This window comes from Luteibacter anthropi, from assembly GCF_011759365.1.
GTDB lineage: Bacteria > Pseudomonadota > Gammaproteobacteria > Xanthomonadales > Rhodanobacteraceae > Luteibacter > Luteibacter anthropi.
Genome location: NZ_JAARLZ010000009.1, coordinates 187,286 through 203,293, shown reverse-complemented (window position 1 = coordinate 203,293; position 16,008 = coordinate 187,286). Strand labels below are relative to the sequence as shown.

At 65.1% G+C, this 16,008-nt stretch carries 11 protein-coding genes; 4 read left to right on the top strand and 7 right to left on the bottom strand.

Annotated elements, in window-relative coordinates:
• Positions 1–127 precede the first annotated feature (127 nt).
• The gene (locus HBF25_RS16710; protein WP_166950364.1) at positions 128–694 is read left to right on the top strand and encodes a TetR/AcrR family transcriptional regulator; all 567 of its coding nucleotides are present in this window, start codon (positions 128–130) and stop codon (positions 692–694) included.
• A 216-nt stretch (positions 695–910) separates the two neighbouring features.
• Entirely contained in the window at positions 911–1,234 is a 324-nt protein-coding gene (locus HBF25_RS16705) for a hypothetical protein (protein ID WP_166950362.1), read from the top strand.
• Positions 1,235–1,325: 91 nt separating this feature from the next.
• Here HBF25_RS16705 and HBF25_RS16700 read toward each other — a convergent pair whose 3' ends face one another.
• The 6 genes from HBF25_RS16700 to pepN all read right to left on the bottom strand — a co-directional run bounded on the left by HBF25_RS16700 (position 1,326) and on the right by pepN (position 12,695).
• Entirely contained in the window at positions 1,326–1,922 is a 597-nt protein-coding gene (locus tag HBF25_RS16700) for a hypothetical protein (RefSeq protein WP_166950360.1), read from the bottom strand.
• A gap of 275 nt (positions 1,923–2,197) precedes the next feature.
• Positions 2,198–3,994: an autotransporter domain-containing protein gene (locus tag HBF25_RS16695; RefSeq protein ID WP_166950359.1), complete on the bottom strand. Its 1,797-nt coding sequence runs from the start codon at positions 3,992–3,994 to the stop codon at positions 2,198–2,200.
• A 202-nt stretch (positions 3,995–4,196) separates the two neighbouring features.
• Complete coding sequence (locus HBF25_RS16690; protein ID WP_166950357.1) at positions 4,197–6,530, bottom strand: Tex family protein; 2,334 nt, start codon at positions 6,528–6,530, stop codon at positions 4,197–4,199.
• Between the two features lie 101 nt (positions 6,531–6,631).
• Positions 6,632–7,411, bottom strand: coding sequence for an RDD family protein (locus HBF25_RS16685; RefSeq protein ID WP_166950356.1), 780 nt, complete (start codon positions 7,409–7,411; stop codon positions 6,632–6,634).
• 221 nt (positions 7,412–7,632) lie between these two features.
• On the bottom strand, positions 7,633–9,507 hold the full coding sequence (mnmG, locus tag HBF25_RS16680) for a tRNA uridine-5-carboxymethylaminomethyl(34) synthesis enzyme MnmG (protein WP_166950354.1): 1,875 nt from the start codon (positions 9,505–9,507) through the stop codon (positions 7,633–7,635).
• A gap of 539 nt (positions 9,508–10,046) precedes the next feature.
• The gene (gene pepN, locus HBF25_RS16675) at positions 10,047–12,695 is read right to left on the bottom strand and encodes an aminopeptidase N (RefSeq protein WP_166950353.1); all 2,649 of its coding nucleotides are present in this window, start codon (positions 12,693–12,695) and stop codon (positions 10,047–10,049) included.
• 71 nt (positions 12,696–12,766) lie between these two features.
• Between pepN and HBF25_RS16670 the strand changes: the two genes are divergently transcribed.
• Positions 12,767–13,759 carry an aldose 1-epimerase gene (locus tag HBF25_RS16670; protein ID WP_166950351.1) on the top strand — a complete coding sequence of 331 codons (993 nt, stop codon included), beginning with the start codon at positions 12,767–12,769 and terminating at the stop codon, positions 13,757–13,759.
• A gap of 4 nt (positions 13,760–13,763) precedes the next feature.
• On the opposite strand, the gene HBF25_RS16665 is transcribed toward HBF25_RS16670, so the two are convergent.
• Entirely contained in the window at positions 13,764–14,576 is an 813-nt protein-coding gene (locus HBF25_RS16665; protein ID WP_243853276.1) for a DMT family transporter, read from the bottom strand.
• On the opposite strand from HBF25_RS16665, the gene HBF25_RS16660 reads away from it, so the two are divergent.
• Entirely contained in the window at positions 14,575–15,306 is a 732-nt protein-coding gene (locus HBF25_RS16660; protein WP_243853275.1) for a DNA-3-methyladenine glycosylase I, read from the top strand. The two genes, HBF25_RS16665 and HBF25_RS16660, sit on opposite strands and share 2 nt — an antisense overlap.
• Positions 15,307–16,008: the final 702 nt, after the last annotated feature.

Below are 16,008 nucleotides of genomic sequence, written 5' to 3'. Positions count from 1 at the left end.
AAAAACGCCGGCCTTGTGCCGGCGTTTTTCATGGTGCGTTCGCCAGGGGCGAAGCGGATAGGCAATACTAGGCGTGACATGTTTTCATCGTGCCCTTTCACACGTACGGGATCCACCAGTTCGCGCCATGCCCAGACCGGCCAGATCCGACATTGACGCCGAGATCATTGATTGCGCATCCGCCCTGTTTGCGCGTCACGGCTTCGACAATACGTCGCTCCAGCAGATTGCCGACGCAGTGGGTTACTCCAAAGCAGGGCTGCTGCACCACTTTCCCAGCAAGCGTGCTATTTACGACGCCGCGCTTACAAGTGGACACGCGCACATGAAGTCCATGCTCGGCCGTGTGAAGCATATTCCCGTTGGCATCATGCGCGACAAGGCCGTCGTAGAGGCCACGATCGACTACACGTATGAATGGCCCGGCGTATCTGCCTTTGCGCAAGCGCTGACGAGCACTGATCCGAAGGATGCAGCTCCCGAACTCGAAGCCATGGGCATGACCTTCTACGAGGCGCTGGGACTCGATCCTGCGACCTGCGGCATGGAACGACTGGTACGCGTGACGAGTGCGTTCTCGGGCCTGGGCATCACGGCCCTCATTGCCGCAAAGGTCGATCTCCAGCGCGAATGGCGCGACCTCATCAGTGAGACCGCCATGGATGCGCTTGGTCATCAGCGAGGGGATCGTTGAGTCCGCTCTACCATCGAGACGGTATGGCCGGTTTTGTGTAGGTGGTTCCTGAGGTTTTTTGGGGTAAGAGCCTACACCCTTTGCTGGCAATCACCTACGCCATAGCGAGCAGCATGCCGCTAGCCTTTTTTCTGATCCATCACCCACGGCTCAGAGGAGGCACTCATGCGCAAGTTGTCTGCAGGTCTGGCAGGGATATTCGTGACGGGAATGCTCATGGCAGGTAGTGCTCAGGCGCTCCCGAAATTTGTCACCACCTATGTATTTTACAGCGGCACGCAGGCCATCGGTCAGTCGATCCTGTACTGCAATGGTGTACGACAGCACTGGGGGGAGGCAGTCAGTACCAATCTCGACAACGCGGTATCGGTGACCTACTCCTGCGTTACCGGCGATGCCATGCGGGTGGGTTACCCCACGGGCATCGATCCCTGGGTAAAGCAGAACTTCTGCAGCACCAGCGCCGCCTGCGAAGTCGGGCCATGGCCGATTCCTGGCGCGGGAACCCTGCTGAACGGGTCCTACTCGGATATTCCCTGAGTTCCGTCATCGGTTGAATCGAAAACGCCGGCGTTGTGGCCGGCGTTTTTTGTGCGATGTGCGTATCTCGACACATCCGGATTGCCTCGCGTTACCTGGGCAATGAAAGGTACGAAATGGAACCGACGCTTTCATAGACGGACGCAAAAAGCACGGCGACGGCGATGAAGACCGAAAGCCTCGCCACGGCATGCGCCCCGGCCGTCAGTCCTTCTTTTCGGGAGGCCAGTCCGTACCGATGTGGCCATAGCGACATCCGCACACCGACGTAGATGGCGAAGGCGACGAGCACGTACGCCTCGCCCTTGAAGGTGAAGGTCAGCGAATGGGGTATGAAGGTGTCGATGTCGGGAGCGAAGCGTGGAACGAGAGCGGTCCACGACGAGGTCTGCTGGAACGTTTCCGGTAGCAGCGACGACGCGGCTGTCACCAGCAGGTCGATGACGCTGTCGATTGCGCTCGACAGCCACGGGGCGCCATAGACATGGACCTGGCCCATCATCCTCAGCCGATCCGCGCGTGGCAGCAGTACATCCACGCCGGGCATCGCCGCGCTTTGCAAATCGGGCAGGCAGAGGCTGGCGACCATGCCCAGTGCAAAGACGCCGTAGAAGACGACATTGAAAACGAAGAAGGCCTTGCTGTGTTCGCGGATGGTGGTCAGCGCGCCGTGGAGCCATGTCGGCATGAGGGTTCCTTGGATAGGCGGCGCCCTTGGGGAAGTCGGGAGCCCTGGGGTCGCCCGCCCGCGACCGGGGCCTAGGGTATCCAGCCAGGCGGAGAGTTTTCAACCATTTTGGTAGGTCACCTTTTGTAGGAGCGCGCCTTGCGCGCGACCGGAGGTGTGCATGCGTTGATGGTTTTCGCGACAACCGGTCGCGCGCAAGGCGCGCTCCTACAGAAAAAAAAGAACGCCGGCGCGAGGCCGGCGTTCCCTGGGGTGCTATCAGCGATGCGCTGGCGTCAGAACGCCATCTTCACGCCGAGGTTCAGGCTGTTGTAGCGCTGGGTGTCGTCGCCGAAACGACCGCTGTAGCTCGCCCAGCCGCTCCAGCGCGGGTTGAAGTCGGCCGAGAGGCCCAGGTCGGCCGTGGTCCAGGTCTTGTCCGGGCTGAAGCCCTGGACGCTGAAGCGACCGGCCATGTCGGTGAGGCCTGCGGTGACGAAGCGCTTGTCGGCGCGGCCATCGTGGTTGTAGGCGACTTCGGCGAACGGGTGCAGCGTGGTGCTGCCCGTCTGCCACGAACCCTGCACGCGCCAGCCGGCCGTTTCGATGCGGGCGTTGCGGGTCTGCTTGCCGAACTGCATCGAGGTGCTGGTGCCACCGTATTCGGTGTAGCCGAACACGCGCAGCTGCTCGAACTCGACGGTGACGAACGGACCGGTCTTCAGCGTTTCGTTGCCGAACCACCAGCCACCGGTGAGGCCGGCGCCGACGTGCGAGCCGTCGGTCTTGCCGGTCTCGGTGCGGCGGGCCGCGCCGAGATCGATGCGACGATCGATGTTGGTGAAGCTGAGCTGGCCGAAGCTGGTGTACGCGCCCACATAGCCGCCACCGTTATGGTAGAAGGCGTACAGCGAGCCGGCGATGTCCTGCATCTTGTAGCCGCCACCGCCCTGGAAATCGGCGTTGGTCTGGGCGATGCCGAGGGCCGCACCGATGTTGTAGTTCTCGCCGACCTTGGCGTCCGTACCCACCGTGAGGTTGACGTTGTCGCTGTCGGTCTTCGGCGAGTTGTCGGTGCTCTTGAACTTCTGCTGGCCGTATTCCACCGAAGCGAACACACGCGAATCTGCACCGAAGTTGTCGGCCATCATCTGGTTGCGCAGCGCGCGAGTGTGCGCGGCGCTGGTGGCCAGGCCGGCTTCGCCGAGCACCGAGATCTTCTTGGGCGCCTCGATGATGGACACGGCGTACTGGCCGAGCAGGGCGTGGGCTGCCGTGGTCGGATGGATGCCGTCGGCGAACAGGTAGGTGCTGGCGGCATTGGGGTCGCGCAGGGTGTTCGGCGAGCAGCTGATCGAGCTGGTGGTGGTGCAGGCCGGCGTGGTCACGTTGGTGAAGCCATAGGCCTTCGGATTGGCGATGACTTCGTTGAGCAGCGTGTAGGTGTCGATCGGCACGATGCCGCGCTGGGCCTGGGCCAGGCCACCCGAGAGGATGCCGTTGTAGACCTGGGCGAGCTGGGTGAGGCCGGCGGACGCGGCGGCGCCCTGCGACATGGCGGCCGGGGTCTTGCCGACGTCCGGCAGGTTGAAGACGACGATGGTCTTCGCGCCGGCGGCCTGCAGGGCCTGGATCTGGGCCACTTCGTTCGAGGCGGCGGTGGCGACGGTCACCTGCGCGGTGGCCGGATTGGACACGGCAGCGAGCAGGTCGTTGGCGCCGATCCACATGGTGTACAGCGCGTTCGGGTTGGCCTTGCCGCCGGTGGACGCGAGGTATTGCTGGATCTGCGTGGCGGTGGACGGCACCGGGTTGGCGAGCGCGGCGCGTGCGCCACCGAAGGCGTAGTCCGTGCCGCCCTGGAGCGACGGGGTCAGCTGCAGGTTGAAGTACTTCGCGATGTTCTCGACCGCGACGGTGCCCGGGTTCGTGGTGAAGCGGGTGACCACCGGCGAGCCGGAGATGATCGACAGGTTGCCGTTGTCGCTGAGGCTGTCGCCGAACGAGACGACCTGCTTGTATCCGTCGGCGTGCGCCCCGGCACTGAACAGAAGGGCGGCGCCGATGGCACCGGCAAGATGGCGAATTCGCATGTGAAGCACTCCGTGTGGGGGGCGTTAGAGAAACGTTACGGTAATGGAACCCATACGCGGGCGCATGCTGCGCTGCGATATGAGCTGGAAATGGCGGCAGAACGGGCCCTGACGGCACCATGAGGCCGTTTGACATCGTCCTCCCCGGCGCAAGGCCGGGGAGGGAGAGGCTTGAGTTATTTCGAGGTGTTGCCGGAAGCGCTTATTTCTTGAGGGCGCGCGAGAAGGCGTCGGCAAAAGCGCTGTTGGCCGGCGGGGCGCTGGCCTTGGCCGGTGCCGGGCCGCGGCCGCCACCACCCGGACCGCCACGGCGGCCTCCGGCAGGGGCTTCGTCGCGCTGGGCCGGGCGACCGCTGCGGGCTTCGCCCGGCACGTCGTCCAGGCGCATGCTGAGGGCGATGCGCTTGCGGGGCAGGTCCACTTCCATGACCTTTACCTTCACGATGTCGCCGGCCTTCACCGCATCACGCGGGTCCTTGACGAAGGTGTGCGACAGCGCGGACACGTGGACGAGGCCGTCCTGGTGCACGCCGATATCGACGAACGCGCCGAAGGCGGCCACGTTGGTGACGCGGCCTTCCAGCACCATGCCGACACGCAGGTCCTTCAGGTCTTCCACGCCCTCGGCAAAGCTCGGTGCCACGAATTCAGGACGCGGATCGCGGCCGGGCTTTTCCAGTTCCTTGAGGATGTCGCGCACGGTCGGTACACCGAAGGTGGTGTCGGTGAAGTCCTCGGCCTTCAGGCCGCGCAGGAACGACGTATCGCCGATGATCTGCTTCACCTCGCGACCGCACTGCTTCAGGATGCGCTCGATGACCGGATAGGCCTCCGGGTGTACCGAGCTGGCATCCAGCGGATTGCTGCCGCCGGTGATGCGCAGGAAGCCGGCGCACTGCTCGAAGGCCTTGTCGCCCAGACGCGGCACCTTGAGCAGGTCTTTCCGGCTCGGGAAGGGGCCGTTGGCGTCGCGATGCTTCACGACGTTCTCGGCCACGCTGGCCGACAGCCCGGCCACGCGGGCCAGCAGCGGGGCGGAGGCCGTGTTGACGTCCACGCCCACGGCGTTCACGCAGTCTTCCACGCGCGCATCGAGCGCACGGGCGAGCTTTACCTGGTTCACGTCGTGCTGGTACTGGCCCACGCCGATGGCCTTGGGTTCGATCTTCACCAGCTCGGCCAGCGGATCCTGCAGGCGGCGGGCGATGGACACGGCACCACGGATGGAGACGTCGAGTTCCGGGAACTCACGGGCGGCGAGTTCGGACGCCGAGTACACCGATGCGCCGGCCTCGCTCACCACGATCTTGGACAGGCCGAGGTCGGCATGCTTGCGCATCACTTCGGCGGCCAGCTTGTCGGTTTCGCGCGAGGCGGTGCCGTTGCCGATGGCGAGCAGGTTCACGCCGTGCTGCTTGCACAGCTGGGCGATGCGGGCGATGGACTGGTCCCACTGGTTACGCGGTTCGTGCGGATAGATGGTGTCGTAGGCCAGCAGCTTGCCGGTGGCATCCACGATGGCCAGCTTGCAGCCCGTGCGGATGCCCGGGTCGAGGCCCATCACCGTCTTCGCACCGGCGGGCGCGGCGAGCATGAGGTCCTTGAGGTTGTCGCCAAACACGCGGATCGCCTCGTCCTCGGCGTTCTCGCGCACGCGCCCGAACAGGTCGAGGGTAAGGTGCAGGTGCAGCTTCACGCGCCAGGTAAGGCGCACGGTCTCGCGCAGCCAGGCGTCGGCCGGGCGGCCGCGATCAATGATGCCCGCGCGAGCCGCGACGCGGCCTTCGCCTTCGGCGTGGCCCTGGTCGGCATCAAGGGCAGGGTTGAGGTCGATCTCGAGCACGCCTTCGTTGCGGGCGCGCATGAGCGCGAGCAGGCGGTGGGACGGGATCTTCGAGACCGGTTCGACGTGGTCGAAGTAATCGCGGAACTTGGCGCCTTCGTTTTCCTTGCCGGCCACGACAGCTGCACGGATCTGGCCCTTGTCCCACAGCCAGTCGCGCAGCTCGCCGACGAGGGCGGCATCTTCGGCGATGCTCTCCATGAGGATGGCGCGGGCGCCATCGAGCGCCGCCTTGACGTCGGCCACGCCCTTCTCGGCGTCAATGTAGCTGGCCGCGACGGTGTCGGGCTGCTGCGTGGGGTCCTCGCGCAGGCTCAGGGCCAGCGGCTCAAGGCCCGCTTCACGCGCTATCTGCGCCTTGGTGCGGCGCTTGGGCTTATAGGGCAGGTAGAGATCTTCCAGGCGCGCCTTCGTGTCGGCGGCGAGGATGTCGGCCTTGAGGGCGTCGGTCATCTTGCCCTGTTCGACGATGCTGTCGAGAATCGCGGCGCGGCGGTCTTCGAGTTCGCGCAGGTAGCGCAGGCGTTCCTCGAGCAGGCGCAGCTGCGTGTCGTCGAGGCCGCCGGTCACTTCCTTGCGGTAGCGGGCGATGAACGGCACGGTGGCGCCGCCGTCGAGCAGTTCCACCGCCGCGCGCACCTGTTCGGGCTTGGCGGCGATGTCCTGGGCAATACGTTGTTCGATGCTCTGCATGTCTTTCCTGTGCGTTGCTCGGCCGGCCGTTGGTCGGGTCGGGTCGCCGATGATAGCAAGCGCGGGGAAGACCCCGGCTCCCGAAGGAGCCGGGCGGGGTGTCAGGCGTCGAAGCTGCCGCTGTCGCCGTTACGCGGCGTAGGGGCTGCCGCAGGTGCCGCAACGGGCTGCGCACCCACGCGGCCGACCAGCACGTAGGTGCCGGCGAGCAGGTCATGCACGCCCTGCCTGCGCTGGGTGAAGGCGGTGACGATGTAGAACGCGAAGGGCACGATCGAGCTCAGCACGTTGACCAGGCGGATCGCGTTGCGGCCGGCAGCCCGGCCGAGCGAAAGGCGTGCACCGGAGGTGTCGGTAACGCGGATGCCCAGCGCCATCTTGCCCGGCGTGGCCTGCCACTTCGAGCTTTCGAAGAAGGTGTAATAGATGAAACCGACGGCCACGAGCACGAAGCTCACCGGGCGCACGGCCTCGGCATAGGCGGCGAGGGCGGCGGCCTGGTCGTTTTCGAAATTGGCCAGGAGCTGGGTCATCATCGCGCCCAGTCCCATCATCATGCTGACCACGGTGAAAGGCAGCATGAGGATCAGGTAATCGATGACCCATGCGCCTACGCGGGTCCAGAAGCTGGCGTACTCCGGCACCACCTCGTCGCTGACGGCGGCGAAGAAGGGCGGCGGCTCAGGCGGCGGGGGCGTTGTCGCTGCCGCGGGCTCCGGGCGGACATCGGGAAACAGCTCCCCCAGCGGACGCCAGTCGGTCATGCCCTCGTACCAGCCCAGTTCGTCCGGGCGGCAGGTGCCGTCGCGCAGCCACTGGCGGATGTCGTCCTCCGAGTAGGGGCCGAAGCGCTCGCCGTTGCGTCCGATCCAGACTTGCATGGTTGTTCTTCCGTTAGCTTGCTGACAGCCGTGGATGATGCCAGAAGGCTCATGCAGGAGCGCGCCTCGCCCGCGACCGGACGCACCAATGCCTGCAGGAGCGCGCCTCGCGCGCGACCGGATGTACCGATGCCCCCAGTCACCTGTAGGAGCGTGCCTTGCGCGCGACCGGATGCACCGATGCCCCCGGTCGCGCGCAAGGCGCGCTCCTACAGGTGTTGTCAGGCGGCGCGGCGCTTCAGGTGCACCAGCAGCAGCGAAATCGCGGCCGGCGTCACGCCACTGATGCGCGAAGCCTGGCCGATGGTCGCCGGACGGGCATGCTTCAGCTTCAGCAGCACCTCGGCGGAGAGCCCCCGCACCCGGTCGTAGTCGAAGCTCTCGGGGATATTCGTGGACTCATGCCGACGCTGGCGCTCGATCTCGTCGCGCTGGCGCTCCAGGTAACCGGAATACTTCGCCTGCACTTCCACCTGCAGGGCGACTTCGGCGTCGTCCACGGGCGGCCCCAGTTCGGGCACGGCGGTGAGTCGTGCGTAATCCAGCTCGGGGCGACGCAGCAGGTCGAGGGCATGGGTCTCGCGGCTCACGGCGATGCCCAGCGAACGCTCCACGGCCGCACCCAGCGTGTTTGTCGGCGCTGCCCAGATACCACGCAGCCGAGCCGTTTCCCGTTCCGTCGCTTCGCGCTTGGTCTCGAGCCGGCGGAAGCGATCTTCCGACACCACGCCACGGGCATGACCCTCGGCGGTAAGTCGCAGGTCGGCATTGTCCTCGCGCAGATGCAGGCGATATTCCGCGCGCGAAGTGAACATGCGATAGGGCTCAATCGTGCCGTTGGTGGTGAGATCGTCGATGAGCACGCCGATATAGGCTTCGTCGCGACGCGGATACCACGGCGCTTCGCCACGCACGGCCAGCGCGGCGTTCATGCCCGCGATGAGGCCCTGGGCGCCGGCTTCTTCATAGCCCGTGGTGCCGTTGATCTGTCCGGCGAAGTACAGGCCCGGGATGTTCTTCGTTTCCAGCCAAGGATGCAGCCCGCGCGGATCGAAGTAGTCGTATTCGATGGCGTAGCCGGGGCGCGTGATATGCGCATTCTCGAAGCCCGGGATCGAGCGCACCAGGGCGTACTGCACATCGAACGGCAGCGAGGTGGAGATGCCGTTGGGATAGATCTCGAACGTATCGAGGCCTTCGGGCTCCACGAAGATCTGGTGCGAGGTCTTCTCGGCGAAGCGCACCACCTTGTCCTCAATGGACGGGCAGTAGCGCGGACCCACGCCTTCGATCTGGCCGCTGTAGAGCGGCGAGCGATCCAGCGAGCCCCGGATCAGCTCATGGGTGATCTCGCTCGTGTGCGTGATCCAGCAGCTGACCTGGCGCGGATGATCGGCTGCCGAACCCATGAAAGAGAAGTGCGGCATCGGATCGTCGCCGGGCTGCTCTTCCAGTTTCGAGAAATCGATGCTGCGGCTGTCGATGCGCGGCGGCGTGCCGGTCTTGAGACGATCGGCCGCCACGGGCAGTTCGCGCAGGCGCGCGGCGAGCGTGGAGGCAGGCGGGTCGCCCGCGCGGCCGCCCGCGTACTGCGCCGGACCGATATGGATCTTGCCCGCGAGGAAGGTGCCCGCCGTGAGCACCACGGCCCGCGCATGAAAGTCGAGGCCCATCTGCGTGCGCACGCCCGTGACGCGCTCGCCGGAGAGGATCAGGTCGTCCACGGCCTGCTGGAACAGCCACAGGTTGGGCTGGGTTTCCACCATGGAGCGGATCGCCGCCTTGTACAGGGCGCGGTCGGCCTGGCAGCGGGTGGCACGCACGGCCGGGCCCTTGGAGGCATTGAGGGTGCGCCACTGGATGCCGGCGCGATCGGCGGCGCGGCCCATGGCGCCGCCCAGGGCATCGATTTCCTTGACCAGGTGGCCCTTGCCGATCCCACCGATGGCGGGGTTGCAACTCATCTGGCCGATGGTTTCGATGTTGTGGCTCAGCAGCAGGGTGCGGGCGCCGGCACGGGCGGAGGCAAGTGCAGCCTCGGTACCGGCGTGACCGCCACCGACCACGATCACGTCGTAGGTTTCTTGATGCAGCATGGAAAGGATTCGGGCGTGGGCCGGGAGGCTAGTTTACGCGGGCCGCGGATCGGGCGCAGACCATGCTTGTGAAGGCGCTTGCCGGATACTGGCATGACTCATGCTTGAGAAATCACGCACTTCGCACGGGCAGACGCTGCGCGATATCCGCGCGCCGAGGCCGAACGACAGGGGTTTGGTCGCGTGCCGGGCGAAGGAAGCGGAATGAGGGCAGGGACGCCTCATTCGGTTCGAAGAATGAGATCTGGCGCCCGGCGGTCTCAGGAACAGGGGGAATCCAGGATGACCGTGCTGCCGGGCGCCAGAAACCGAGTGACTGGCACGAGGAACCGCGCCCCAGGGCGCGGTTCTTTCGTTGGCGTTAACACTACACTGAACGAATGAACCGTGTGTGACTTTTCCGTCAACAAGGTGCTCGATTTCGGCAACTCCTGACGCTGAGCGTCACTTCCATGACCGCCTTCACTTTCGTGTTGTGAAGTCCGTCACGGAATGTCCGAACGCCATCCATGGCGTCATCATGCGGATTCGGTAAGCCCTCAGCCCAGGGCCACGCGGCCCAGAATGTCGGTGAGGTCCCGCGACATGTCCTTGCGTGCCGACAGCTCGGCGATCACGGCATGCGCCGCCTCCCGGCGTACGGGCTCCAGCCGCTTCCAGCCGTTGAACGCCGTGGCAACCCGGGCGGCTACCTGGGGATTCAATGCATCCAGGGCCAGCAGCCGATCCGCCAGCCAGCGATACGCCGCGCCATCGGCACGGTGAAAGCCGGTGGGATTGGCTCGGGCGAAGGTGCCGATCAGCGACTGCACGCGATTGGGGTTCTTGAGGGTAAAGGCCGGATCGGCTTCCAGGGCCTGCACGCGGGCAAACGCGTCATCGCCTGGCAGCTGTGCCTGCATGGCAAACCATTTGTCCAGGGCGAGGGCATTGCCTTCGTAGCGCTGGCGGAAGTGCGCGATGGAGGCTTCCGCCGCTTTCCCGTCCAGGGTCGCCAGGGTGACCAGCGCATTGAGGCGGTCGGTCATGCCCGGTGCCTGTTCGTACTGGGTCAGCGCGAGCTGGCGCGTGTCTTGCGGGGCGATGAGGGCCAGCAGGTCGAGCACGCGCCGCTTGAGCTGGCGGCGGGCCTGGCTCGATGCATCGAGTGCACCCGTGGTCCGGGCGGCAAGTGCGTCGTATCGCTTACGCAACGTGGCCGCGCCGATGCGCTGCGCCAGGGCGGCGAGCATGCGCTGGCGGCTGACGCGAATGTGCTGCGGATCGCGTTCCAGCTGGCGTTCCACCAGTTCGATCTCGCCCGGAGGGGTGAGCAGTTCGGCCAGCAGGGCGTCGTCGATCGATGCGTCGGCGAACAGGTCGGCCAGCGCCTGTGTCCACGCGGAAATGGCCGCGCCCTTGTCGCGTCCGTCGCGGCAGTCGTCGAAGGCCAGGCCGGCCAGTTGCTGTCCGGCTTCCCAGCGATTGAAGCCGTCGCGGTCGTGGCGCAGCAGCACCGCCAGCTCGTCAGGTGCGTAGTCGTATTCCAGGATCACCGGCGCGGAGAATCCGCGCAGCAGCGACGGTACGGGCACCGCGTCGATATCTTCGAAGATGAAAATCTTTTCCGCGCCGTCCAATACCACCGTGCGCTCGGCGCCATCGGCCGATGCCTCGCCTTCAAGACGCAGCGGCAGCGCCCGCCCGTTGCCGTCGAACAGCGAAAGCCGGACGGGGATGGGCACCGGGTGCTTGTCGGTCTGACCGGTGCCGGCCGGCGTACGCTGGCGCAACACCAGGCGATAGCGCCGGTTCCCCGCGTCGTGTCGCCCCTCGGCACTGAGCCGCGGCGTGCCCGCCTGTGCATACCAGTCGAGATACGGCATGAGGTCGATGCGGTTGGCATCGCCCAGCGCCCGCAGGAAATCCTCGATGGTCACGGCCTGCCCGTCGTGGCGGTCGAAGTACAGATCCATGCCCTTGCGGAAGCCCGCAGGCCCGAGGCGCCCGGCAAGCATGCGCACGAGTTCCGAGCCCTTCTCGTACACCGTGGCGGTATAGAAATTATTGATCTCGCTGTACTGCGAAGGCCGCACCGGATGCGACAGGGGGCCGGCATCTTCCGGGAACTGCGCACGACGCAGCAGCGCGACATCCTCGATGCGCTTGAGCGGCGCCGAATTCATGTCGGCGGAAAAGCTCTGCTCGCGGAAGACGGTGAGGCCTTCCTTCAGGCTCAACTGGAACCAGTCGCGGCAGGTGACGCGATTGCCGCTCCAGTTGTGGAAATATTCGTGCGCCACCACGGCCTCGACGTGGCGGTATTCGTCGTCCGTGCTGGAGTCCGGGTCGGCCAGCAGGTACTTCGCATTGAAGATGTTGAGGCCCTTGTTCTCCATGGCGCCCATGTTGAAATCATGGGTGGCCACCACGTGGAAGACGTCGAGATCGTAGCTGCGGCCATACGCGCTTTCGTCCCATTGCATCGAGCGCACCAGCGAATCCATCGCATAGTCGCAGCGATCGATCGCATCGGCTTCGGCCCAGATATGCAGCGCTACCTTGCGACCGTCGGCGGTGGTGTAGTCGTGGCTGATGCGTTCCAGCCGGCCGGCCACCAGTGCAAACAGGTAGCTGGGTTTCGGGTGCGGATCGACGAAGCGCGCCCAGTGACGGCCATCGGGCAGGTCGCCCGCGCCATCGGGATTGCCGCCGGCCAGCAACACGGGAAAGCGCGACTTGTCGGCGCGCAGCGTCACCGTGTATTTCGACAGCACGTCGGGGCGGTCGGGGAAGAAAGTGATGTGGCGGAAGCCCTCGGCTTCGCACTGGGTCAGCAGAAAGCCCTTGTCACGGCTGCCCGAAAGATAGAGGCCTTCGAACGCCGTGTTCTCCGCAGGCCGCAGCGCAACGCGGGTGCGTAGCGTGCAGCGGGGTGCGTCGATGTCGATGTCGAGCACGCCTTCCGCCAGGCGGTATTCGCCCTCGACCAGCCTGCGACCGTCGACGGAAAGTTCCAGCAGTTCCAGGCCCTCGCCATTGAGGCGCAGCGGCTCGGCAGCATGGCGTTCGAGGGTGAGTGTCGCCTCCACCTCGCTGCGGTCGATGCCGAGGTCGAAGGACAGCTCGACATGTTCCACCGACCATGCGGGAGGGCGGTAATCGGCAAGGCGGATCGGAGTGGTGGGGGCTTCGGAGCGGTCGCTCATGACGTAAGGGCAACACTTGGGGGATGTCAGGAGGCTAACATGCGGGCAGATCAGCCAAAAGGAAACACCCGATGTCCCGTTTCAGCGTCACGCGCTCGACCCTGGGTGCCCAGGAACTGGTGATACTGGCCGACACCCACGAAGGCCGCGAGGTCCGTATCGCCCGCCGTGGTGCCACCGTGCTGTCCATCCGTTCCGGTGGCCGGAATATCGCCGATGGCTTTCGCGACGAAGCCGAGCTGGTGCCGCACAAGGGTTCCCGATTCGCCATCATGACGCCGTTCGCCAACCGCGTGAACGACTCCCGCTATACGTTCGACGGAAAATCCTACGACCTGCAACCCGGTGTCGTGGGCAAGGATCGCGCAAGCCGCCATGGCTTCCTGCGTGGCGAGCTGTTCGATATCGATGGCGAGCAGGAAGGTGAGGGCGCCGCCTCCGTCACCTTCACCACGCAGGCGATTCGCCCCGACGCACATCCGGGGTATCCGTTTGCGCTCGATTTTCGTGTCACGTTCACGCTGGACAAAAACGGCCTCACTCTCGAAACGGTGACACATAACGTGGGTGACCATGCCGCACCGACGTTCTTCGGCTGGCATCCGTACTTCCGTTTGTCGGACAACCCCATCGAAGGCTGGGAACTGCACGTGCCGGCTGCCCAGGTCGTCGCCACCGACGCAGACTTCATTCCGTTGCCCGGCAAGGCAGCGTGGACGTCCCTCGACCAGGCAGATACGTCGCTCGATTTCCGCAAGCCACGCCTCATCGGCACGACCGAGCTGAATCACACCTACGCCTCGCTGCACGTGGATGCCGATGGCAAGGCGCGTACACGCCTGCGCGATCCTTCCACGGGTACGACCATCGCGCTATGGCAGAAGGCGGGCGTCATGCTCGCCTTTACCTCGGACACCGCCGAACGCGATGCACGCAAGTCCGTCGCGCTGGAACCGATGGAATGCATACCGGATGCGTTCAATCGCGAGGACTGCGCAACGGCCATCCACCTTGAACCCGGTGCGGAACGCCGCTTCGCCTGCGGGGTGGAATTCGTGGCCTGAGTCGTCAGGCGGCGCGCGGCTGACGCGCGCCGCCGACGCCGCTCACCGCGATCAGGCCGGTCACGATAAAGGCGGCGCCCAGCCATTCGTTGGGTAGCGGGCGTTCTCCAAGGAATATCCAGGCCATCAACAGGCTGATCACCGGCACCGCCAGCGACGACAGCGCCGCCACGGCCGTCGGCAGGCGGCGGACTACCAGTAGCCAGAGCGTCCATGCAAGACAGGTCGCGAGCAGTACCGAATATGCCAGACCACCGATGAATACGGGCGTCCAGGCAATGGCACGCTGTGGAATGCACAGTGCCGCCACGATCAGCGCAAGGGCACCGAAAAGCATCTGCCATGCCGTGAAGGTGAGCGGGTCGGGATGATGGCGCTGGAACATGCGCTTGCTGAGCACGGTACCCAGCGCCCAGAACATGCCACCCAACAGGGCATAACCGCTGCTCGCCATGCTGCCCAGTCCTTGCCAGGGTGCGATCACGAACATCAGGCCGACGGCGGCAATCGCTATCCCCAGCCAGTGCCGGCGCGACGGTCGTTCATGCAGCAGGCCCCAGGCCAGCAGGACGGCCCAGAAGGGCATGGCGTATGCGAGTAATACGACGTGTCCCGTGCCTCCGCTGGTCAGCGCGAACTGGGCCAGACCCTGGAACGCCGCCGTCTGCGAGACGCCGACCAGTGCGGTCGTCAACAGCGGCGGTGGGGCGAGTGGCCGGCGCAAGGCCATCAATACGATGAAAAGCAGTGCGCAGCCCAGGCTGTAGCGCAGTGCCGAGAAGTCGAAAGGCCCCGCATAGGCGAGCACCTGCTTCATGACGATCCAGCTGCTGGCCCAGATGATGACGGTCGCGCCCAATGCGACGACGGCGCCCTGCGATGCCTTTGATTCATTCATACGCACGTCCGGCGCCGTTCAAAACGGACATATTGAAGCAAATCGCATCGATATTCTCGGCTTTGCAGTGGGGAAACTGGTGGGGAGTCATGCGATGCGTTGTATCTGGGCCGATCTTAGCGACGCCGAGCGCGTCTATCACGATACCGAGTGGGGTGTTGTTACACGCGAAGAGCGCCGTTTGTTCGAGCTTCTTGTATTGAGGGGGGCGCAGGCCGGGCTGGCATGGCGAACCGTGCTTGCCAAGCGCGATGGATACCGGGAGGTGTTCCTGGATTACGACATCGCGGCCATCGCGGCACTTGGTGACGACGACATGTCACGCATCGGCCGCGATCGCCGCATCATCCGGCATCGGCTCAAGGTGGCTTCGGTGCGGCACAACGCTCGCGCGGTCTTGCGTCTGGCGCAGAGCGAAGGTCCGCTGGGCGAATTTCTCTGGTCGTTCGTCAATGGTGAGCCGGTCAGGAACGCCTGGAAGCGACATGATGACGTTCCCTTGCGAACGGCATGCTCCGACAGGATGAGCGACGCCTTGCGCAAGCACGGCTTTCAGTATGCAGGCACCGCCATCTGCTACGCGATCATGCAATCGGCGGGGATGGTCCACGATCATGAGACGGGATGTTTTCGCTACGGGTGTTCGTAACTTCGCCTGCTTTAATCGCCCACGAAGAAACGAACTCGATCCTTGCCCTCACGTCGTCCCTGTGAAAACAGGGACCCAGTGCGGTGCGGTGGGTTTTCGCGAGAGGGTTGCCTGCACACAAGCCGATGCAGCGTGGCGGTGTTTACTGGTGAATCAGGGCGCTGGGTTCCTGCTTTCGCAGGAACGACGGGCTACACGATTGCATTTTCCTTCCTGCCCCTCACGTCGTCCCTGCGGAAGCAGGGACCCAGTGCGGTGCGGTGGGTTTTCGCGAGAGGGTTACCTGCACACAAGCCGATGCGGCGTGGCGGTGTTTACTGGTGAATCAGGGCGCTGGGTTCCTGCGTTCGCAGGAACGACGGGCTACACGATGGCATTTCCCTTCCTACCCCTCACGTCGTCCCTGCGGAAGCAGGGACCCAGTGCGGTGCGGTGGGTTTTCGCGAGAGGGTTGCCTGCACACAAGCCGATGCAGCGTGGCGGTGTTTGCTGGTGAACCGGGGCGCTGGGTTCCTGCGTTCGCAGGAACGACGGGCTATGAGCTTGCAGCTCCCCACCTACCCCTCACGTCGTCCCTGTGAAAACAGGGACCCAGTGCGGTGCGGTGGGTTTTCGCGAGAGGGTTGCCTACACACAAGCCGATGCAGCGTGGCGGTGTTTGCTGGTGAACCGGGGCGCTGGGTTCCAGCGTTCGCTGGAACG